The sequence below is a fragment of the Maridesulfovibrio frigidus DSM 17176 genome, assembly GCF_000711735.1.
Classification (GTDB): Bacteria; Desulfobacterota; Desulfovibrionia; order Desulfovibrionales; family Desulfovibrionaceae; genus Maridesulfovibrio; species Maridesulfovibrio frigidus.
This window is the reverse complement of record NZ_JONL01000009.1, coordinates 78,249-99,915: the sequence shown is the minus strand read 5'-3', so window position 1 is coordinate 99,915 and position 21,667 is coordinate 78,249. Positions and strand designations below refer to the sequence as shown.

The following is a 21,667-nucleotide window of genomic DNA, read 5'->3' as shown; positions in this document are numbered from 1 at the left end:
CCTCACCATTCCATATAGCCCGGTCCCCATGGTGGACGGGCTTTGCTTGGCTTTGATTTTGTTAGACTCGGTTTGCCTGCGAAAAAATTCCAGATGGACTCAAGATCAAGATTATATCCGAAAAATACACTTCCATCCATGAAGTCCCCTTTTTTGTTACTATCTCCCCACGGAAAACCGTTAGGAGCATAACTGCTAAAGGCAAGAATAAATCCTCCGGGAGACCAGTCGTAGTAACCGAATCCATATGTAAAATCAGGATCACCAGCTGTTGTCTGTGATGAATCTGGATAGAGGTTTCCCTGTGCCCAAAGGCTCACATTATTCCATATTGGAACTGAAACTCCTAATCCAAACCATTGTTTCCACCATCTTCCCTGTTGATATTCAGGTGTCAGGTTATATGACGCCCATCCCAAAAATCGGGCTTCATCATCAGGGTGCAGGAACCTTACAATCGATTCAGGTACTTCAAACCTGTAGGTCGTTGTTATTGTTCCCTGATTTAAATCGGTAAATTCCTCACCCACTTTCGGGGAAAGTCTGTTTCCGCCGTAGTTTGAGTATTCAATACTAAGCGTATCCGGGGCATAGTTTGCAACTCCGAAGCTGTAACTGAAATCCGGCTCATACCCTTGTTGGTAGTTAGAATCCAGATACTGGTAGAAAGTAACTCTGCCGTAATAAGGTGAGAGCCCGTTAAATCCAATGGTTTCAGTAACAGTTTGCTTTACAATATCCTTAGGAGAATCTCCGTTGCTATTTGCCTGCTCCGTGGCTGCCACGGCTGTTGTATAACCTACATTTATAGACATTTCCCTTGCCATGACTTCACCGAAAGAGTGCTTGCCGTTAAATCGCTCCGTATCTATTTTAAATGACCTTTCCATCATGTCCAGAAAGCTCCAGCCCTTATTCTTTTGACCAAGTGTTTTCATTCCCGGACTAGGAATATTCTTTATATATAGTGGTTCTTCTTCTCCATAGCAGATGGTGCTTGAGAGTAGCACCAGAAACACTGCAAGTATCCATTCTCTGCCAGAGAACATGATTATTTATTATTCCCCTTACCTTGAATCCGGAGGAATGGTCCGAATTTTCTATAGCACAGGGCTTCGAGAATGACTCCATTAGTGTTACAGGTGGTAACTGAATTTATTCTGCCGTCACTTTCATAAGTTCCGGCATAGAATCCATTTTTATCTGTGGCGAGCTGCAACGTTTTTTCAAGGAGCATTTCAGTATACTCCGTGTCATATAGACTGTTCCAACCAAATATGGCCTTGGTGCTCAGTGTCCTCCATTTGGATGATTCAAGTCCTTCGGAAGTGAGACAGGCCCAGGGTTTTCCTTCGCCAAATACTGTGTTGTAAGTAAAGAAAGGATCTTCGTTCAGAGCTGTTTCGGTAACTGCTGTCAGTATTCCTGTATTCTCCCATCTTTTTTCTTGAGCAAGGTATATGCGGTAAGAAAATTCATTTGAAAAATAGTCCCATCCGAACTCCAGTCCGTCTAAAATATAAGGTTCACTAAGAGCATATGTGTGTGCTCCAAAGCGGGCTGAGCTGCGAATATCAACAGGGACTTCCACTCCTTCAATTTCCACTAAACCAGTATGGTCTAAATAATTGTAAGCTTCACTGATATCGAATCCAAGCAATGCGAATGATTTGGACACATATTCCTCGTACCCTAAACGTCCTTCCTGATTAAGTTGCTCAATGCCGTTTTTGTATGTGACTCCGAAAAGTTGCCCATTTATAAACATACGGCTGAAATCCCAACGAGATATTATTTCTCTGACTTTTGGTGTGTATTGACTGTATTCGTACATGATCACGTTGAATGGGACGAATAGTCTACCGATGTCGATAGCACTCCAACCTGTGCCTGTATCAGATGGCTTGTTCTGGTAATCTGTCATGGAAAGGGATTTTGTGTCGTAAGCTTTGTTAGGTAGTTCATCATTATATAGAGGTATTTTAGCTAATGAATCGAGAGCCTTTGTCATACGATTATGAAAATTGTCATCACTGATAATTTCAAGCTTATGTGCTGAAATAAGTCCGAGCAGATATGAGGATGTGTCCCACAGTGTGGTGAAGTGAAACCCGGAAACTGAATCGGCTAACCCGGTTTCAGAGTTCCAGTTGTTTTCAAAGTATGTCCAAGCAGTTTTAGCCATCTTAATTTCATCTGCTGTTAAGTTGCGGCGCTCGGCAAAGGGGATGTCTGCAGTGAAAGTGATTGCCGGAACTGCTTTTCCTTCAGAACTTGTACCTGTGACAATACGCTCGGTCTGCAGGTAGCTGAGATCGGTCAGGAAAAATATGATTATGCCTGTAGTGATAAGCCCCAAAATTACGGCAATTTGACTTCGCATTTCCAGCAATTCATTCTTGAAACTCATCTTTGTCTCCAATACTTATATAAACTACTTTTTATTTCAGTTGATTGCTGTTCGAGTTCCAAGTTGCCGCACGTATTATAACCATGAGCGACGACATGTTCAGAAGCGACCAGAAGGTTGCAATTATGAACCCCAGTAGATCATACTCGTAGCCAAGGAATATTCTTCCGATGTACCAGAATATTCCTGCAAAGTTTAAAGCAATAATAAAAATTTGCGGCCGAACTAAGTCTAACCTTGCTCTGCTTTCACCTGTCTTGGGCGTCACCTTGAATTTGATGTCACTGCCTTTGAGAACTGTCCATATTGCTCTTATATTCAGTGGGAAAAATGCTACATAGTATTGTACGTTTCTAAGTGTATTTACGCCCCATGTTCCGAACATAAAGGTTATCTGGCTGATAAGCTGAAAAGACAGAATGTGAATGAAAAAATCCAGATTGAATCCGTTTACAGGCACAATGTTGGTGAAATAAAATATTGGTGGAGTGATCAGAAAAATTACCATCCAGAATGCCGCAAAATATGAAAAAGTTGATGAAAAATACATCAGTCTTTGCCCGGAAGATAATCCGGGAAGTGAGACTGGATTATCTCTACGAAGAAGGTCTAAAGTACCGCTAGAGTATTTAAAGTTTTGGGTAAGGTATGCTTCAAGATCCTGAGGGGATAGCATCTTTGAAAGTATTTCAGGGTGATGAACTGACTTCCATCGTCTGGATCGGTCGGCATGAAGAAGCATGGACGTATAAATATCCTCAGATACGTGATATTTATAAGGAGTAACTTCAGTTTCGCTCATGAAGCCTCTGATCGCGCCAAAACGCATAGCTTCGGCTAGTTCGGGATCATCTGTGTCCTTGCTGACGTGGTCCGCGTGGCGTTCTATTTCATCGGCATAACGAATAAGAGCAGCACGCTGTACAGCTTCACGTCTATGTAAAGAGCCAGCTCCGCAGCAGAATGCAGCATTGAAGTTCATACGTTTTCTGAGGATACAGTCATAAAACATGCGTGGGTCACTTCCGAATATGTCGCGGCCAATGTTTATGGGACCAATAACTTTCTCAATCATTCTTCCGAAGAAAGAGCCGACGGTTCCAATTTTTTTCCCGAGCCATTTTTCAAGAGTTATGCCTTCGGGAATATCATAAAACCATTGCGGAGTTTGAACCCATGCGACATCCGGATCTCTAAAATATCCCAGAGTACGTTCCAGAAATTTAGGGAAAGGGCGAGTGTCAGCGTCAAGAATGACAATGATATCGCCAGAAGTCTGTTCCATGGCGTTGCGCAAATTACCGGCTTTGAATCCTCGGTTATCATCACGGGTGATGTAGTTAGCCTCTTCTTCATCGGCGATTTGTCGCATTTCATCTCTTTTGCCATCGTCAAGAATATGAATACGGATATCCGCAGGGAACGGATACGTGACGGCCTTGGAATCACGGATACTATAGCGGACCAGTTCGGGGTCTTCTGTATACGTCGGCAGAAAAACATCTACTATGATTGGCCTGTCGACAGGTTGTTTATCATTTTCCGCAAGAATATCATTAACTGTTGTCGGAGGTTCTTTGGGCGTTTCGTCGCGGTAAGACCAAAGGTTGATGATGAAAAGGGTTGTGCTTAAGAATGCAAGCGTTTCTGCCAGTGCTAGCGGAATAGAAAACCAGAGAGCTTCTGTGTTGAGAGAATAAAACCAACGCCAGTGAAAGTACCAGACTCCCATAGCAATATTTATGGTAGCCAGATATTGATACAGAAATTGCCTGCTGCCCGAATAAGGAACGGGTTTGTAGGGCGTTCTGTGTTCAAATTTGGAAAAGTAGAATTCCTTCATATCTCGCTTCTTTAAAAACCTTCTATAGCGGCTTTTTCGTTTTTGAAGGATACTAAGATTTTATCAAGTCTTGTAAGTCTGAGCAGTTCAATAATTTGTTCATTGACGCAGCACAGTTTTATGTCTCCTTTTACTCCTACTAATCGTAGAGCAGAGATGATGGCTCCAAGTCCGGAACTGTCTATAAAATCAATGTGTTCTAAGTTAAGCAAAATTCTAATCTGCTCTTCTTTAATTAAGTTCAGAAGGGCAGTTTTAAAGTCCACGGCTGTGCTTGCGTCAAGGCGTGGTGTGTCCGGGGTGATAATACATATGTCTTGTTCGTTTTTTACATCAATTTTAAGCATAATTATTCTCCTTCTATGGGGCGTTCTTTTGTATAAAATTAAACTTTTCCGCGATGCAGAAAACGTATCCGCATAACGTCAATAAACATTTTGATGGAGTCTCTTATTGGATCTACTGTGGACCCTTCGGCATGGCTCCATTTTACGGGAACTTCCTTGATGCAATATCCTAATTTGCGGGCAAGAAATAGCTGTTCCACGTCAAAGCTGAAGCCGTAGAGTTTTTGCCTGTTAGCAATTTCTTTGCCTGCTTCGCTATGGAACGCTTTAAATCCGCATTGGGTGTCTTTTATGCCTCGGATGGCAAAAAGGCCGACAACAGAGTTGAAAAAGATGCTCATCAGTTCTCGGTAAAAAGGTTTTTTTTCAACTTCTGATTCTTTCATTTTGCGTGAACCTATTACTACCGCACAACCTTGTTCTAGAATTGGCAGCAGTTTATTTACCTCTTCAATAGGGGTTGAAAGATCTGCGTCTGAGAATAGAATGTATTTCCCGCATGTGCGGAGCATACCTCTTGCGACAGAAAATCCTTTTCCTACATTTTTCACGTTTTCCAAGATAGCACTGACTTTCTGGTCATTCATTTCGCTGCTATAGATGTCGACAGCCTTAACCACTTCTGTAGTCCAGTCTCTGCTTCCATCATCCACAACAATTATTTCACTTTTGTATGGTTGCTTGGAAAGAAATTCTTTTATCGTGTAAAGTGTATCTGCAATGCGTTCCTGCTCATTATAAGCTGGGATAACCACAGAAAGATAAATATCTTCTTCGTAATTATTCATTTTAACACCTCATTTCTTTGCAGTAAGGCCGACGCCGGCTGAAATGACAATAATTCCTGCCCAGCGTGATGCTGAAATTGTGTCACCGAACATCCACCACGAACCAAGAGCGACAAGCACGTAGCCAGAACTTAAGAGCGGATAAGCGTAGCTGAGGTCCAGCCTGCCAAGGACAGCAACCCATAAAACCATAGCCATCCCATAAGATGCGAGTCCGCAGAAAACCCACGGTTGAAATATTATGTGGAAAAAGGTCATCAAGTCCGGGTTTGAGAGTGGTCCTATAGCCAGCATTCCTTTTTTCATAAAAAGCTGTCCTATAACACCCAGAACAACGGATAAGATTACAAGCATGTATGATTTCATATGTTCCTTCTCAGCTTCTTGAAATAAGGATAATGCCGAAGATTATAGTAGCTATTCCTGCATAGCGATGCAGGGGGACTTCTTCGTTAAAAAGATATTTTGAAGCTATTGTGACCAGTACATAGCCAAGACTTAGCATAGGATAAGCAAGGCTTAGTTCCATGCGTGATAATACAAGCAGCCAGAGAAAGGCTCCCAGTCCGAGGCAGCCTATTCCCATAAAGATATGGATATTGGACGCTGCAGCCATAACACCTTTTCCCTCAGCCATTTCACTCTTGATGCGAATTGCACCAAGTTTTTGAAATATTTGTCCGAGTGTTGTCATCATGACTGAAACAAGAACCAGAAGATATTCCATTTGCTAATTCTCCGATTCGCTAACGGCGATGTTTTTGGTCATAGCCAGCACGTTTGTTTCGCCGGCTCGTTTATATTCAACATTGTCCATAACTTGCTTGATAAGGAAAACCCCATAGCCACCCGAAGGATGGTTTTCTAAATCTGGTTCCACCACGTTATCGAAATCAAATCCCGGACCATTGTCTTCCACTCTAATGATAAGATTCTGTCCTTTAAGTTTGAAACTTAGCTCAATTCCATCCTCTTTTGAAGCTTCTGCATGGCGAATGGCATTAGACACTGCTTCCGATACAGCAAGGTCAATTTTCTGGGCAATGTTGTCTGGCAGTGAAAGTTCTTTTTTGCATTGTTTCACCATTGCAGCGCTTATGGAAAGATTACTCAGGTCGGAGCCGAATCTTTCAGTTATGTTAAATTTTGTTTTCATGCTCCGCCTCCGGTCGAATGTTCTGGATTAGCTTTACGCAAGGTGTGGATTGTTACTTCCGGTGGGCAATTGAACCTTGCAGTAACTCCTGAACATCCTGCGCCGCGCGAAGTGTATCCTATCATTTGATTATATTCCCAGTGCCCGGCTGTCATGCTGCGTGGACATGCCGCATGTGTGATGAGCGGGACTTCTCCGGGAAGGCAAATCTGACCGCCGTGGGTATGGCCGCAAAGGTAGAGGTCCACTTCTGACTTTGCTGCTTCGGCGAATAACTCTGGTGAGTGCGAGAGTAGAATTGTGGTCGTTTTATCCGGCCTTGATTGGAGTGCTCTTTCAAGGTCATGAGATCCATAAAAATGAGGGTCATCTACGCCGGCAATAAATAGTTGTTCGCCTTCTTTTTCGATAAGAGCGTTTTCATTTAGAAGTACCTGTGCACCTGCTTTTTCCAGAGATGGAACCTGTTCAATGAAATCGTGATTTCCCAGTATTGCATAAATACCATGAGGGCAGTGTATGTTTTCCAGAAGAAGTTCCATTCCTAGCGAACAATCTTCATATGTATTGTGGGTAAGAAAGCGGTAGTCTCCGGTTAGTACGCAGAGGTCATATTTTAGGGATTTTACTAACGAGATAAGAGCTACCCCATTGTCAATAAATCCGTCTATGTGGATATCTGAGAGGTGCAGTATTTTAAATCCGTCAAAAGCGTCCGGGAGTTCTGGTAATGTTATAGCATGTTCTTCTGTTCTAAATGCAAGGCTGTTGTTCTTTCCACGCTCGGCCATGCCGGATAGTTTTAATACAGTCCCTACAAAACGAGTAAAGCTTTCTAAATTTTCAAGATGAACATGTCCGTAACCTTTTCCGTACAAGGTTGCGGAGTGGTCAATTTGCAGGATTAAGCGGCGAGAAATGGATTCCTGGCCCATCCTGACAGCTAGTTCAAGAAAAATATTTTGTGATAGAGAGCTCATTATTCTTCGCTTTTTTGTTTAAAATCGAGACAGCAGATTGTAACATCGTCCTGAGGCGGGCGGTTTTCTCCGAATTGCATCATTTTGTCATAAATACCATCAAGTATGTCACGGGAGGACATTTCTCGATATTCTTGAACTAGAGAAATGAATCTCTCCATCTCGAACATTTCGTCAGAAGGCGACTGATACTCAGATATTCCATCGGTAAAGCTGATCAGTCTGTCCCCTGGATTGAATGGAACTTCGTCTTCTTCAAATGGAATTCCTGAATTCATACCGATTACACTGCCGCCTTTTTCAAGGTACTCAAGTTCTCCATTGCTGCGAAGCAGGATCGGTGGCAAGTGGCCGGCGCTGCTGTAGCGAAGAGTTTTGCGAGCAGAGTTTACTATCCCGCAAAACATAGTGAAATGCTTATTCAGCCGCTCGATTGGAAAGTCATTATCCAGTTGCAGCAAAAGTTCAGAAGGTGGATTTATTTCTCCTGTTTCGGGGTTGGTCAGGTGGCTGGAACGTGTCAGCAGAAGAGATACGGAGACGGCGGCGAGAGCTGCAGAAACGCCATGTCCACTGATATCCAGTATGTAAAAAAAGGAATTATCTTTATCAAGGTGAATCAGGTCGAACATATCTCCACCGACATAATCACTGGGCTTGAACAGCCAGCTAAGCGATAGATCTTCTATTTCATTACGGTTATGGGGAAGAAAGCTTTCCTGAATAAAGGCAGCGGCTTTTAAATCCTCTTTTATTATCCGTTCCTTTTCCTTGTTCCCAGTGATCAGGTTGTATTGATCAAGTCCTGCACGGACTACGTTTACAATAGTTTGCTTGTCAGAAGGTTTAGTAAGGAAGCGGAATACATAACCTTGATTCAGGGCTGTTACAGCTGCTTCTAAGTCTGCGTGTCCTGTAAGTATAATACCGACAGTGTCTTTATTTAAGCTGCTTATTTTCGAAAGCAGGGTCAGCCCATTCATGTCAGGCATTTTCAAATCGGAGACGACTACTGGGTAAGGACCCTTTTCCTTGAACATAGCAAGCCCCTCTTCCGGGTGAGAAGCTGTATCAACAATGAACTCCTTGCGAAGAAGACTTCGAAAGGAGGCAAGGATATTCTTATCGTCATCTATGAAAAGGACCCTCTGTTTCATCTTTTCCTCGCTGTCGTTGACTCTCTGAGTGATTGTAATATTTGTTATATATTAAATTATGTCTGTGGGTCTATTAAATAAAAAAATAAATATAAACAGGTGTAAATCTAGCTGCTATTCGTTTTGAAATGTCTTTTGTTAATTAGAACATTAATTTGATCTGGCAGTTTATTGTTACGTGCAATATTATTCAACCGGGCAAGAATTGCTTCTCCGATTTCCTGCCCCTTTGCTATGACCAAAACTCCCGTTGAGGTGCTTAAATTTTGATTCATGATCATTCCGGGTTTAAGGTCAGAAACTGGTAGCATTTTTTTCTCATAGTGATCTTTAATTGTGGCTGAATCTTCTAAAGATTCAAGTATATCTTGATCGTACCACTCGCTGTTTTTTTTCATTTCAGAAAAGGATGCGGATGAGCTCAGCCCTCTGCCTCTAAATGTTTCAAAGTCGAGGCAGGCTTTAATTATTTTAGATTCAATAGGCATATCTGGAAATTCGTCTACACGTTTATTTTGATTGCTTATTATTTCGACAACCTGATCAAGCCTCGGAATATTAGAAAGTAATTTCACTGATATGGAGGGATGAGCTGCAAACTCTTTTTGTTCAATTTCTGTAAGTTCTTCACCAGAGTGAATTTTGTGTAAAGTTGCCTCGCTTAGGGATATGCAGCCTAATTGGGAAAGCATCGCAGCTAGTTCAAGTTGATTTGTATTACGAATACCACTGCGTTCTGCTGTTTTTACGGCCAGACTTTTGATGCGCTGACTTAGGCTGAATGTTTCTGGACTAACGACTGAAAGCACTTCTGTAAGTACTCTAATACATCCCCTTAATGTTCCGCGCAGAAGCTCTTTTTCCGAGGTAACCAGCGAATACTGTTTTGTCGCTGCATCAAGAATGCGGCGCATTTCATCGGCTTGTACCGGTTTGGTAAGAAAGCGGAATACATGCCCTCTATTTACTGCCAGAGTTGCTGCTTCAACGTCCGCATGTCCTGTCAGCATTATGCGTGTTGTGTCGGGGGTTATCTTTTGAACTCGATGTAAAAATTCAATGCCGTCCATGCCGGGCATTTTCAAATCAGAAATAATGACAGCATATTTATTCCCATTTTGTATCATTTCAAGCCCTTTTTCGGGGCCTTCGGCGATATCAACGGAGTACTGTTTTCTGAACATTGCTTTGACAGATTTGAGTAAATTTATTTCATCGTCCACAAATAGAATTCTGGCTTTTCCCATCCTCTTATCCTGTTTTTTTTGCGCGTCTTATTAGCTATGTGGTTTCTGCCAAGGGAAGGGTGATGATGAAAGTTGTTCCTTCTTCCCATTTAGATTCTACATCTATGCTGCCTCCGTGCTTGTTCACGATTATATCATGAACAATGGCGAGGCCTTGCCCGGTTCCTTCTCCTACTTTTTTGGTAGTAAAGAACGGATCAAAAATATTATCTAATATCTCAGGAGAAATACCTGTTCCGTTGTCGGATATTTTTATTTCAACGAAGCTCTCTTCTTTAGTTGTAGCAATTGTTATTTCACCCTTTTTACCGAGTGGTTCATGTTTATCGCGTATAGCGTGAGCCGCGTTGACAATCATATTGAGAAGTACTTGGTTAATATCTCCTTGAAGAGTCATAACCATTGGGATGTCACCAAGTTGAAGGTCAACTTCCGCGGCATATTTCCATTCGTTGCGAGCTACAGTCAGAGTTGTTGTTATAGCTTTGTTAATGTCAGTGAGTTGTTTTGAACTTTGTCCGGGATGAGAGAAGTTTTTCATAGCCCTGACAATGGTTGCCACTCGTTCAACTCCTTCAAGTGCTCTTGTACATGCTTCCGGTATCTCATCCATGATGAAGTCAGTATCTTCATCTTCGGCAATTTGATCCCTTTTTTTCATGATTTCGCTGAAGTCTTCGAACTTTCTGCATGACTCCATTATTTTCTCTTCGATTTCGGACAATTTCAGAAAGTCATCAAAAGCTTCCTTTATAAACTGAACTGAATCTCCAATATACTGGATTGGAGTATTAATTTCATGTGCAATACCTGCGGCCAGCCTGCCTATGGATTCAAGCTTTTGTGCTCTTGCCAGTTTGTGTTCAAGGTTTTTACGAGCGGTTATATCAAAAAGGATTAATGCTAAATGGGGTCTTTCTTTTATTGTTATTGGAAGTACATGTCGCGAAACTGGAAGGGTGGTACCGTTAGCACTGAGAACATAAGTTTCAGATAGTGATTCTCCTTCCATGGAATCAGGGCAAACTATTTCGAGAGGGCTTCCTTGAGCTTTAAAAATGAGGTCGCAATTTTTATTTAAAATTTGATTCTTTGAAAGACCGAACATGTTTTCAGCAACACCGTTAATTTCAACGATAGTTCTTTTTTCCAAATTTAAGATAATGAATGCAGCTGAAATTCCATCAAGCAGTGATCGTAGTAGTTCGCTGCTCTGCCTGATTTGCATTTCTGCACGCTTTCGTTCTGCAACTTCTTCCATCAGCTCAAGAGTCTTGTTCTCTAGATCTAGCGTACGTTCTCGAACCCTTTGCTCAAGTTTCTCATTTAAAAGAGAAAGCTCTTTTTCTTGTCGTTTCCGTTCAGAAATATCGCGAACTATGGCTGTGAACATAGTTGCGTCATCCGTAATAATTTCGGTGATTGAAAGTTCGATTGGGAACCTTGAACCGTCCTTACGTACTGCTTCTATTTCTCGTCCTGTACCAATAATACGTGGAATTCGTGTTTCGAGGTAGCGTTTTATATAGCTGTCATGGTCAGGCCTGAGTTCTGGCGGAACTAAAATACGAACATTTTTGTCAGTAAGTTCACCGGGTGCGTACCCAAATATTTTTTCTGCAGCAGGATTAACTGTTTCGATTTTGCCTGTGGAATCTGCAGTAACGATGGCATCAATTATCCCATTAAATAGTGCTGAGAGTTTTGCTTCTCTATTTTCGAGAGATTTTTGAGCTACTTTTTTTTCTGTAATGTCATTCTTTATGGCAATAAAATTTGTAACTCTACCTTTTGAATTAGTTACAGGGGTTACAGTTTGATATTCGTGGTAGAGTTCGCCATTTTTGCGACGATTAATGAGTTCTCCAGACCAAGATGAACCCGAAAGTATAGTTTTCCACATTTCTTGGTAGAAATCTTTTGATTGCATGCCGGATTTGATCAGGCTGAGAGTCTTTCCGTAAATTTTGTCAAAATCGTACCCAGTCATTCGGGTGAAGGCATTGTTTATCCAATGTACTCGGCCGTTAATATCAAGAATGACTATCGCATCAGCTGCAGCAGCAAGTGCCGCTCCTTGCAGTCTGACTTCTTCCAGTTCTTTTTCCTGCGAAGAATCTCTGACCAGCATTATGGTGCTTGGCGGAGTTTCTTTCATCTTAAGGTATTGAACTTTTACAAATAATGGAATGTCGCTAGGGCCGAAAGTAAAGTCTCCTTGTTGCGAGCTCTTGTGTAATAAAGAAAGGAACAAAGGATGAGCTTCGTTAGGTAGTTTCTGACCTCTCAGGCAAAGGTGAAAAATATCCGTCACGGATTTACCCATGATGAAAATTCGCTTGAGTCCTATAAGCTTAGCGAAGCTGTCATTGCACCATTTGGCTTTCCCATCTTCATCTGTCCATAGCAGAGCTTCGTCTATTGAACTTAATACTGCTTCAAGGCGACCAATTATCGATCGAAGTTCGATTATGAGGCTTTCTTGGCCTTCGCTCATGACAACATTACTCCTTGTTGCTGGGTTCAATCATTGCAGCGAAGGAATGCTTTTCATTAACTATTTCACTAATAATGAAATGTGTTGCTAAATCGATTGAACCATCAGCCTTTGCTATTTCTAAATCTAGACGTTGACCTAAGATTGATGCTTTACCTGTAGACAAGAAAGCGGAAAAGCCAAGCTGATGTGCGTCTCTCAGCGGTTTTGGAATGATTGCGGTGAGTGGTTTCCCTTTGAGATCATTTTCAGTCCATCCGAATTCGCGAGTAAAAGCGGTGTTGATGCTTGTGATGATTCCATTTGTGTTAGCCGCAATAACAGGCTTCTCGTTGTTTTCTAACAGTTCCTTTATCGTCATATTTTATCCCTTAATCCTTTTTTAATCAGTTTTATTAATACATTTACCGCATGCTTCCAGCCACTCTGGCAACCGTTCGCTGAAACCTTGTTTTTCTAGCAATTCTAAGTTTATCGGTGAGAAAACAAAGTTTGAGTCTGGGGATGAAAGTTCGTGTTGTAACGTATTGGCAGCGTGAACTACAAGCGCAACTGTTAGTCCTTCTCCTGATTCTTCAGGGGTATGATGATCGGATATTCCCGAGACAATATCTTCATGAAATCCCCATAACCCCAGCAAATAAGCGCCGATTGCTGCATGGTTGACTCCGAGTTTGTTACTTTCGCTTAAACTGATTGGACCTCCCATTTTTCGGACTTCTATAAGAACAGGCTTATATATGGAGTCCATATTAGTTACGAAGATAAGTTTACCTACATCATGAAGAATTCCTGCAACATAACAAGCTCCGATGAATGTTTTGTCAGTTGATTCCAGCTTTGCGATAGTCTTCGCAAAATCACCAGTCTGCAGGGAATGGGTCCATAGTTTATCAACTGAATATCCAGCGAGAGATGATAAATCAATTTCATTCAGCAGATGTACCCCAAGTACCAGTCCTTTAACAGCTTCAGTGCCTAGTAGAGTGACTGCATGGGAAGGGGAGGATATTGTGCTGTAAAATCCAAAAAAAGCAGAATTCACTACCTTGAGTATTGTGGCTGAGACTCCGGGATCTTTTTCTACAAACTTTCCTACTCGGTCTAGACTTGGATCTGCTTTTTCCAGTTCAGCACATATTTTTAAATATAGGTCTGGAATAGCGGGGAGGGAATTTAACCGGGCAACCATGGTACTTATTTCATTATTATTAAGTATATGACGCAACTTAGTTAAACGCTGTATTGTTTCAATAAGGGTTTTAGAGCGGCATGGTTTGCTAATAAATTGATGCGCGCATGTAGTCGATTTCAGGATAGTTTGAACTTCGGAATAGCCGGAAAGAATTATACGAATAGTAGCCGGTTGGAGTTTTTCGACAATTTTAAGAAAATCAATACCACTCATACCAGGCATATGGATTTCGGAAACAACTGCATCAAATGATTCCTGCTGAATCAATTTCACAGCATCCTCTCCGTTGGATGCGAATCGGCATGCCCACTCTTTTCTCCTAGAGCGCAGCATGGCTTTGATTCCGCTCAGCAGATTTTGATTGTCGTCTACAAATAAAATTTTATGTTTCATTATGTGTATTCTTAACTGTGGACAGATAATATTTAAGAGGTACTGAATATTTAGTGATTTTTAGACTAAGATATTCGATCTTTTTATACAACTTAGATTTGTAATTAAGTTCAGAGTTGCTGTAAAAAAATAATTATATATCTGTGTGGGAAAAGTAGAATGAGGTCAGAGGTATATTTGTTGCTTTTGGGAAAAAGTAACTAAATAGAAAGCTGTTTTTAAACTTCTTTTCTATTGATAACCGATGGTAAAGTACTTAGTAAATGTTCTTCCAGTTCTTAATCTGCTGAAGTTTTTATGACTGAATATATTCCAGCCGGATTTCCATTTTTACTGTAAGATCTTGAAGCTTGTTACTCAGGTCCGTTCTCGCATCTTATAGCCCTTGTTTTTCCGCGTAACTCAATGTACTTGATTCCGCATTCTTATCGTGCGCTCTGCCTGTAATCATATTTGTCTTCATATTTTTGTTGTTAATTATAATAAATACAGAATAAACGTGTTGCAAAATAATTTGGCAATGATTATTTGTAATGTATCTGTTTAAAAGAATATTTTATGCGTATATGGGCTAATATGAAATGGGAGAATTATATAAGTGAGTGCTTATGACTAAAAAAATGAACGTACTTATTGTGGAAGATGATTCCATTGATGCTCTTTTCTTTAAGCATGCGCTTACAAAAGCAGGGTATGACGTTTCGGTCGCAGATGGCCCTGCTGGTGCTTTGGACGCTTTGTCTTTAAAAAATTATGGGCTTCTACTTGTTGATTTAAAAATGGCTGAAATGGGTGGCATCGAACTGCTAGATATAGCTAAAAGATATTATCCACAGGTTGAAGTTATCATTATTACAGCCCATGCATCCGTTGATACAGCGGTTCAAGCTATGCGCAAAGGTGCTAGCTCCTATTTTGTGAAAGGTGATCCTGTAGAGAAGCTTATTGCTGATGTGGGCAAATGCGAGAAAATAAGTGGTGAAGACAATCTAGATGCTAGTGATGTTCACTCCGACATGGATTATTGTAGGTTAAAAACTCGAGGCGCTCATTTATCAAGAGTGCTTAACCTTGCAGATCACTTTGCGAAAACTCGAGAGAACCTTTTGATAGTCGGTCAGACTGGAACTGGTCGAAAGGCTCTTGCAAAGCATATTCATTCAAAACTTAAAAACCGTATGGCTCCTTTTTTTGAAATTGATATTCCTGCCCTAAGTTGTGAAGATTGCAATAATGCACATTATGGGGATGTATTGGAAGAAGCTGGTAAGGTTTATCAGAGTTGCGGAACACTTTATTTAAAAGATGTAGGTAAAGCTGATTCTGGTATGTTCGCTGAATTTCTGTGTAATATTGAAAAGAATGTTGCTTTAAATAGTTTCAATTCTCCCGGCATGGTTATTTCTTCTTCTGCCATAAACGATGTGCTGGTTTTAAAAAATAGGTTTGGTTTAGATTTATTTTTTAATTATTGGTCGCTAAGGGTTGAGCTGCCAAGTCTGGAAGATAGGCGTGAGGATATTCCTATACTAATTCCTGAAATTTGCGCTTTTATTAATGCAAAGTTGGGAACAAATGTCGAAGGTGTTGATTATAAATTAATGAAAGAGCTCTCACGTGTTGCTTATGTTGATGACTTTGCAGGTTTGGAGCAACTTTTATTCAGGCTTATTCGCAACGCAGAAAGTGGAACTCTTTCTCTCCCTCACCTTAACGAAGTGGAAACCTCTGATGTTTTGCGAGATAAACATTTTCCAGTGGGAGCGGGGGAACCTTCTTCTCTGAAGGAAGTCCGTATGCAAGCTGAAGCTGAATTTATCAAGATAATACTCAGTCGGACTGGCGGCAATAAAAAGAGTGCTGCGATTGCTCTTGGAGTCTCTTCTCGCCAGTTGTATAATATGCTTAAAAAATATGGATTGAATTGATCTGGTCTGAAAATTTTGTTGAGCATGGAGCCATGGTTATGAATATCATTGATCTAAGAACTTTATTACTAAGTTATGGTTTGATTAGTGCTGTCAGTGGTTTGGCGGTTATTTTTCTTGGCTTTAAAAGTAGAGAAAGGCTGGCCACTCTCTGGTGGGGGGGCGGTTGCATTGTCCTTGGAACTGGAAGTCTTTTAGTTGCCCTTAGGGGGTATATCCCTACCATTGTTTCAATGTTTTTTGCAAATTTTCTCGTTTTTGCGGGTACTGTATGTATTTGGGCAGGAATGCGCGTTTTTATGAAGCGTAAGCAGGTACTTGGAAGACTTTTATTATGCATTATGCTTCCTTCTACAGGTCTTTATTATTATTCAATGGTCGACCCTAGTTTATATATGCGTTGTTTTTTTGTATTTGGAGCAATGACTTTTTACGAGTTAATGATGGCTTTAGAACTTTTCCGTGGAGCCCGTTCTATTCATAAAATTTTTGGAAGTGTTTTTGCCCTGCTGGGTGGGGTCTATTTGTTTTGGCTGATTGCGCTAACTTCATATTTAAGCAGCTCAGACCTTATGAGCGAAACGGTTATGTTCCCTATTCTGTACCTTTCCTCAATTATTTTTCAAATTCTTTTTATATCTTGCTTAGTCATGCTCATGGCAGACCGTATGAATGAAACTCTTCAGGTCGCAAAGGATTCAGCTGAAACGGCAAGTAAAGCTAAGAGTGATTTCTTGGCAACCATGAGTCACGAAATTCGCACCCCGATATGTACAGTTATGGGTCTCTCTGATTTGAATCTTGATTCTGAATGCAGGGGAGGTCGAGATGAGGACTTGCAAACCATTCATTCCGCATCAAATGTTCTTTTAAGCCTCATTGATGATGTTCTAGATTATTCAAAAATTGAAGCTGGCGAAGTGCTTTTAAACAGTTCTGTTTTTTATCTTGATGAAGTTTTAGACCAGGTTATGGATATAACTGCGGGGGCAGGTATTTCCAAAGGGTTAGACATCTCTTTCGTTGTAGACTCAGATGTTCCACCCTGTTTGGTCGGAGACAGTAACAGGGTGCGCCAGATTTTGATTAATATTTTAATTAATGCTGTAAAGTTTACCCCGACAGGAATGATCTGCTTGTCCGTGAGTATGATAAAAGATGAGTTTCATGATTTTGTTTTGAAATTCAGCATCAGGGATACAGGAATAGGCATTACTGTTGAAAATCAGGAAAAGATTTTTGAATCATTCATTCAGGTTGATGGCTCCACTACACGAAATTATGGAGGAGTCGGCCTTGGTTTAGCTATATGCAGTAAGCTTGTCACTCTGATGGAAGGTGGTTTTAAGGTTAGGAGTGCTCCGGGATCAGGCAGTGAGTTTATAGTTACGTTACCATTCCGATTGGGTAGTGATGATGATTCTTCTATTAAACAGTGGGAAGGATGTGAGGCTTTGCTGTTTGTTGGACGGGAATTAGCTGCACAGCAAATGAAAAACATTTTGGAATTATTTGGATTCAAGGTCGTAGAAAAGTCAAATCTTGAAGATTTGAGAACGTATTTGAACAGTCTAGGGAGTTCTTTTCCGGAACTCGCTGTAATTGATGCAAGTGAAAATTGTGGTGTAAGTATAGACTTTGTAAAAGAACTTGAAATGTGTGGTTGTAAATCTAAGCTGATTTTTTATCCAAAACCTCTTGGAGCAACAGAGTTTATATCTGAGTCCGTCCCCGTACTTGTACAGCCTCTTACTATCCGTAAATTGTTTTTGACTGTTGCCGATGTTTTAAAGCTGGATAAGAGTCTGATACCACGGAGATTTCTTGGAATGAGAGGAGCTTTGTATGATATCCCTGTACAATTGCCGGTCCTTTTAGTTGAGGATTCCGATATTAATCGAAGTGTTCTCTCCAGAATGATTTCTTCATTGAATATAGTCGTTGAGACCGCACGTGATGGTTCTGAGGCTGTTGAAAAAGTTAGGAATGGTAATTTTTCGTTAGTTTTCATGGATATTCAGATGCCTGTTATGAGTGGGTTCGAAGCTGCAGAGATTATTTTAGAAGAGTTGGGTGACGAAGCACCTGTGATTGTCGCTCTTAGTGCTGATAAAACCACTTCAACCTTCAAGCGCGCTCAGGATATCGGTTTCGCTGATTTTTTGGGCAAGCCTGTTACTTTAAAAGTGTTGCGTAGTACTTTGAGCCGTTTCTTAGGGGTAAAAAAAGAAAATTCGACAACCATAAAGTCTGACTTTGTTGCAAGAATTCATGAATTGGGAATTGTCGGAATTAATGCAGAGGCAGCAGAAAAAGATTATTTTGGAGATATAGATTTTTATTTTCGGCAACTTACGGCCTACTCAGTTCGAGTGGAAACTTTTATTACAGAACTGAAAGGGCTGCTTGAAAATTCTGATTTTGAAAAAATTAAAGTTATATTGCATTCAGTGCGGGGAACAGCTGCATTACTTAAATTTGACAGTTTGCGTGGTAAATTTGAGGATTTAGAAGGGGTTTTGTATGGTGAGGATCATACTCAGGTTGGCTCTGTCGCCGCCGTAGTGGTTTTCTCATGTGCTGATTTTGTTAAGGCTATTGCATCTATTCAAGATTTATAAGTGTTTTCCTCTCGTGGTTTCGTTGCCAGAATAATTAATTTCCGTCCGCTTTTATCTTCTCTCATCCTCGTTTTGATGAATTCTCGTTATACAGGTCTGTTTTTTTCTTTAGAATCTAAATACCAAAAGTCTTTTGTCAGCAATAAATTTCCTATTTTTGCGGCAAGGTATTTCTTTTAGAGATAGTTGTGCACTTTATTTCTACTATTGTGCTCTATATTGTGTTGTTACGTAAAAAAGTTCCTATAATGTGTGTTTATGGTGTTTGGTGGCAACTGAAGAGAAATAAAGTGCACTTTAGTTTGTTGTGACTTAGTTTTGTATGCAAAATTTATCCAACTGTGTCTTAATTTAATCTTTTAGTATTTGTTTGTGTAGAAGTTGTGTTAAAAAAAACAGGATGAACTGGTTAGAGTCTGTTGTGTTGTTATTTTGGGCATAAGTGTTGGTAATTGTATTGACTCATCAGTCAACACGTGTTTTTTGTTTAAGCAGGTTTAAGTTAAGTTAAGTTAAGTTAAGTTGGGCTGAGTTGAATGGTTTTTTTAGTAAAAAACGTCGGGGCCGGTTTGTCTCGTCTTAAGTAGTTATAGAATTTTGGTTTGTGTTTTTTTGTCTATTTTTATTAAAAATACTTTTTTAGTGAAGGGTATATATGCGTTTTTTTTATAAGCTTGTAATGGTTTTTGTTTTTGCGGCAGCTTTATCCGTGACTGGTTCGCCTTTGTTTGGTTTTGAGGCTCTAGCGCAAAAGGTACCAGCGTCGAATGTTGGCAGTCCTTCTAGCGGCATAGTTGCCCTCTCAGAAGTTGAGTTTTTGACTGCTGTTTCTCGCGAGAATGAGTCTATTCGCAGGCAAACTTTAGAAATGCTTATTGCTAAGGAAGGCATCGAAAATGCGTGGGGATTGTTTGAACCTATGCTCGAAATGTCTTTTGCACGTGAATACGAACGCGAGCAGAATGATGCTGATCAGGCTGCAATCCGCTCTAATGAATCTATTTATCAAAGGAATGATAACGTTGGTTCTATGGGCGTTTCTAGTTTGTTGCCCACAGGGACTTCTGTTGAATTGGTGCACGAGCTTAGAGACCCCTCAACCAGTTTGCAGGATAGTGATCAGTATGGTCGTCAGAGAGAGGTTAAAGTCGGCGTTGCTGTGTCTCAGCCGTTGCTTAAAAATTTTGGAACAAATGTTAATCTTACTAAAGTTCGAATCGCGGAAAGTGAACATAAGATTGCTGAACTTCATTTGGATCGCGCTAGATTGATAGCCGTGTTTAAGGCCGGGCAAAGTTATTATGATATGTTGTTGGCTCAAACTAAACTAACTTTGGAAGCTGAAATGCTTGCTTTAGCTCGCGAAATTGCAGGTATCGTGAGTAAGCAGGTTCAGGAGGGGCGAGTTCCTACTTCTGCAATTTTCCGTTCTGAATCGAGTCTTGCGAGGCGTAAGGCTAGATACCATTTTGCAGAAAAAGCGGTCCGCCGTTCTGCATCCAATATCCGTCAAATGTTAGTAGGCACAAGCCTGGCTACAAATTCTGCCATACGAGTTTCTAATCTTCTTCCAGAACTGGACCTTGCCGGGGTTTATAGTGAAATGAGCCGAAAGGAAGTTTTGGAAAATCGCCCGGATTATCTTGCTGCTAAGTTGGAACTTGATCTCGAAGGCGAGCGTGTAGAGTATGCAGATAACCAGAATTTTTGGGATGTAAGTTTAGACGGTGAATATGGTCAGACAGGTATGGGCCGCAATTGGGATGACGCCTATGACAAGCTTGGTAGTGGCTTTGAATATTGGACTGTAGGAGCTACAATCAGTGTTCCTCTTGGTGGTGGAGTTTCCGAAGAGAGCGCGCTTGAAGCTGCGAAAAGGCGAGAAGATCAAGCCTCTTTGTCTTTAACTAACCTTAGCGGCATAATTGTCGACGAGCTTGAAACATCCCGCAAAGAAGTCGGTACAGCTTATGATGAAGCAAAAGGGTTGGCCCGTGTTGTCGATTTTCAGAGAAAAGTTCTTGAAGACGGATATAAACTTTTCAAACAGGGCCGTATTGCCCGTTCAGATCTTATTGTTCAGGAACAGGAATTTATCGAATCTGAGCTGATTATGGCAGAGAAGTTAGTTGAATTTAAAAAAGCTATACTGACACTTTGGCTCGCCGAAGGAAGACTCTGTACCGCATGTAAGATCTCAGAAGGGGCATAGCCGGATGGTTTTTGTAAATAGAGTATCACGGCTAATCTTTTTCTCTGTTCTCATATTGATTGCCGTTATTGTCAGTCCTGTTGCTTTACAAGCACAAGATACGACAACTCCAGAAATCGTAGTTCAAGGGTTCACGGAAGCATACTACGATATAGAGATAGGGTTGCCTGAAGCTGGAAGGATATCTGGTATAAAGGTTAAGGAGGGGCAGTTGGTTAAACAAGGAGATGTTCTTCTTTTTCTTGATAAGGAACTTCAAGAATTGGAAGTTTCTCAGAGTAGTTTGAAGCTTAAGTCCAGAGATGAATTGAAATTTGCTGAAAAACGCAAAGAGCTTTTGCTTCGGTTAGCTGAATCTGCTGAAAGCCTTTATAAAGATGGGGCTGCCAGCCGGGAAGACTTCGAGACTAAGCAGCTCGAATTTGCACAAGCTGCATCAGAAGCAGCAAGACTTAAAATGAGCAAGAAGCTTGAAAAAATTGAACTTGATCTGGCCCATGAAAAGCTTAGGCGTAGAATTTTACATGCTCCGGTTGCCGGAGTTGTTGCAACAATTTCTAAAGCTCCCGGTGAAAGTGTTCAGGCACAAGAGCCGCTTATCAGGCTGGTCGAAGCTGATAGAGGGCGCTTTGTAGGTAGTGCAGAAGAGTCTGTCGGAAAGTTGTTTAGCGTTGCTACGGACGCTTGTCTTTCTTTCACTGGAACTGGCATGGATGCTATTCCGGCAAAGGTGACGTTTCTTTCACCGACGATCGATACCGCTTCCGGTTTTATGGAAATCAAGGCGGAGTTTGACAATTCAGAAGCTATGGCCCGTTTGGGTGGTAGTGCAGAGCTTTTTATAATGAAAGAAGGCAACAGCGATTGCCGTAATTCTCGTTAATGCATGGATG

18 protein-coding genes are annotated in these 21,667 nt (G+C 40.9%); 4 read left to right on the top strand and 14 right to left on the bottom strand.

The genetic code is table 11. From position 1 onward, the window contains the following. Positions 1–2: 2 nt before the first annotated feature. From BR06_RS0116355 to BR06_RS0116290, 14 genes are all read right to left on the bottom strand, one after another. A complete protein-coding gene (locus BR06_RS0116355) occupies positions 3–1,049 on the bottom strand; it encodes a hypothetical protein (RefSeq protein ID WP_031484988.1) in 1,047 nt (348 codons plus the stop codon). Between the two features lie 2 nt (positions 1,050–1,051). Beyond that, the gene (locus BR06_RS0116350; protein ID WP_031484986.1) at positions 1,052–2,410 is read right to left on the bottom strand and encodes a DUF3131 domain-containing protein; all 1,359 of its coding nucleotides are present in this window, start codon (positions 2,408–2,410) and stop codon (positions 1,052–1,054) included. A gap of 31 nt (positions 2,411–2,441) precedes the next feature. Further along, positions 2,442–4,253 carry a glycosyltransferase family 2 protein gene (locus BR06_RS0116345; RefSeq protein ID WP_031484984.1) on the bottom strand — a complete coding sequence of 604 codons (1,812 nt, stop codon included), beginning with the start codon at positions 4,251–4,253 and terminating at the stop codon, positions 2,442–2,444. Between the two features lie 11 nt (positions 4,254–4,264). Beyond that, positions 4,265–4,600, bottom strand: coding sequence for an STAS domain-containing protein (locus BR06_RS0116340; RefSeq protein ID WP_034603090.1), 336 nt, complete (start codon positions 4,598–4,600; stop codon positions 4,265–4,267). A 38-nt stretch (positions 4,601–4,638) separates the two neighbouring features. Then, the gene (locus tag BR06_RS0116335; RefSeq protein ID WP_031484980.1) at positions 4,639–5,388 is read right to left on the bottom strand and encodes a dolichyl-phosphate beta-glucosyltransferase; all 750 of its coding nucleotides are present in this window, start codon (positions 5,386–5,388) and stop codon (positions 4,639–4,641) included. A gap of 9 nt (positions 5,389–5,397) precedes the next feature. Continuing rightward, positions 5,398–5,754 (bottom strand): DMT family transporter, encoded by a 357-nt coding sequence (locus BR06_RS0116330; protein WP_031484978.1) that lies wholly within the window; start codon positions 5,752–5,754, stop codon positions 5,398–5,400. Between the two features lie 10 nt (positions 5,755–5,764). Beyond that, positions 5,765–6,115, bottom strand: a complete 351-nt coding sequence (locus BR06_RS0116325; RefSeq protein ID WP_031484976.1) for an EamA family transporter — start codon at positions 6,113–6,115, stop codon at positions 5,765–5,767. Positions 6,116–6,118: 3 nt separating this feature from the next. Further along, positions 6,119–6,544 carry an ATP-binding protein gene (locus BR06_RS0116320; protein WP_051677145.1) on the bottom strand — a complete coding sequence of 142 codons (426 nt, stop codon included), beginning with the start codon at positions 6,542–6,544 and terminating at the stop codon, positions 6,119–6,121. Beyond that, complete coding sequence (locus BR06_RS0116315) at positions 6,541–7,524, bottom strand: metallophosphoesterase (protein ID WP_034603089.1); 984 nt, start codon at positions 7,522–7,524, stop codon at positions 6,541–6,543. The genes BR06_RS0116320 and BR06_RS0116315 overlap by 4 nt, the downstream gene beginning before the upstream one ends. Continuing rightward, positions 7,524–8,681 carry a PP2C family protein-serine/threonine phosphatase gene (locus BR06_RS0116310; protein WP_031484970.1) on the bottom strand — a complete coding sequence of 386 codons (1,158 nt, stop codon included), beginning with the start codon at positions 8,679–8,681 and terminating at the stop codon, positions 7,524–7,526. Before BR06_RS0116310 ends, BR06_RS0116315 begins: the two co-directional genes overlap by 1 nt. A 107-nt stretch (positions 8,682–8,788) precedes the next feature. Then, entirely contained in the window at positions 8,789–9,928 is a 1,140-nt protein-coding gene (locus BR06_RS0116305) for an HD domain-containing phosphohydrolase (RefSeq protein WP_034603088.1), read from the bottom strand. Between the two features lie 34 nt (positions 9,929–9,962). Continuing rightward, positions 9,963–12,425 (bottom strand): PAS domain-containing sensor histidine kinase, encoded by a 2,463-nt coding sequence (locus tag BR06_RS19895; RefSeq protein WP_051677144.1) that lies wholly within the window; start codon positions 12,423–12,425, stop codon positions 9,963–9,965. 7 nt (positions 12,426–12,432) lie between these two features. Next, positions 12,433–12,786, bottom strand: coding sequence for a PAS domain S-box protein (locus BR06_RS19395; protein ID WP_034603087.1), 354 nt, complete (start codon positions 12,784–12,786; stop codon positions 12,433–12,435). A 21-nt stretch (positions 12,787–12,807) separates the two neighbouring features. Continuing rightward, positions 12,808–14,013 (bottom strand): response regulator, encoded by a 1,206-nt coding sequence (locus BR06_RS0116290; protein ID WP_031484963.1) that lies wholly within the window; start codon positions 14,011–14,013, stop codon positions 12,808–12,810. A gap of 608 nt (positions 14,014–14,621) precedes the next feature. On the opposite strand from BR06_RS0116290, the gene BR06_RS0116285 reads away from it, so the two are divergent. The 4 genes from BR06_RS0116285 (at position 14,622) to BR06_RS0116270 (ending at position 21,657) form a co-directional block, all read left to right on the top strand. Next, positions 14,622–15,941 carry a sigma-54-dependent transcriptional regulator gene (locus BR06_RS0116285; RefSeq protein ID WP_031484961.1) on the top strand — a complete coding sequence of 440 codons (1,320 nt, stop codon included), beginning with the start codon at positions 14,622–14,624 and terminating at the stop codon, positions 15,939–15,941. A 38-nt stretch (positions 15,942–15,979) separates the two neighbouring features. Beyond that, the gene (locus BR06_RS0116280) at positions 15,980–18,562 is read left to right on the top strand and encodes an ATP-binding protein (protein ID WP_169738256.1); all 2,583 of its coding nucleotides are present in this window, start codon (positions 15,980–15,982) and stop codon (positions 18,560–18,562) included. Between the two features lie 655 nt (positions 18,563–19,217). Then, entirely contained in the window at positions 19,218–20,774 is a 1,557-nt protein-coding gene (locus BR06_RS0116275) for a TolC family protein (RefSeq protein WP_031484957.1), read from the top strand. A gap of 4 nt (positions 20,775–20,778) precedes the next feature. Beyond that, complete coding sequence (locus tag BR06_RS0116270; protein WP_031484955.1) at positions 20,779–21,657, top strand: efflux RND transporter periplasmic adaptor subunit; 879 nt, start codon at positions 20,779–20,781, stop codon at positions 21,655–21,657. The last annotated feature ends 10 nt before the right edge of the window (positions 21,658–21,667 follow it).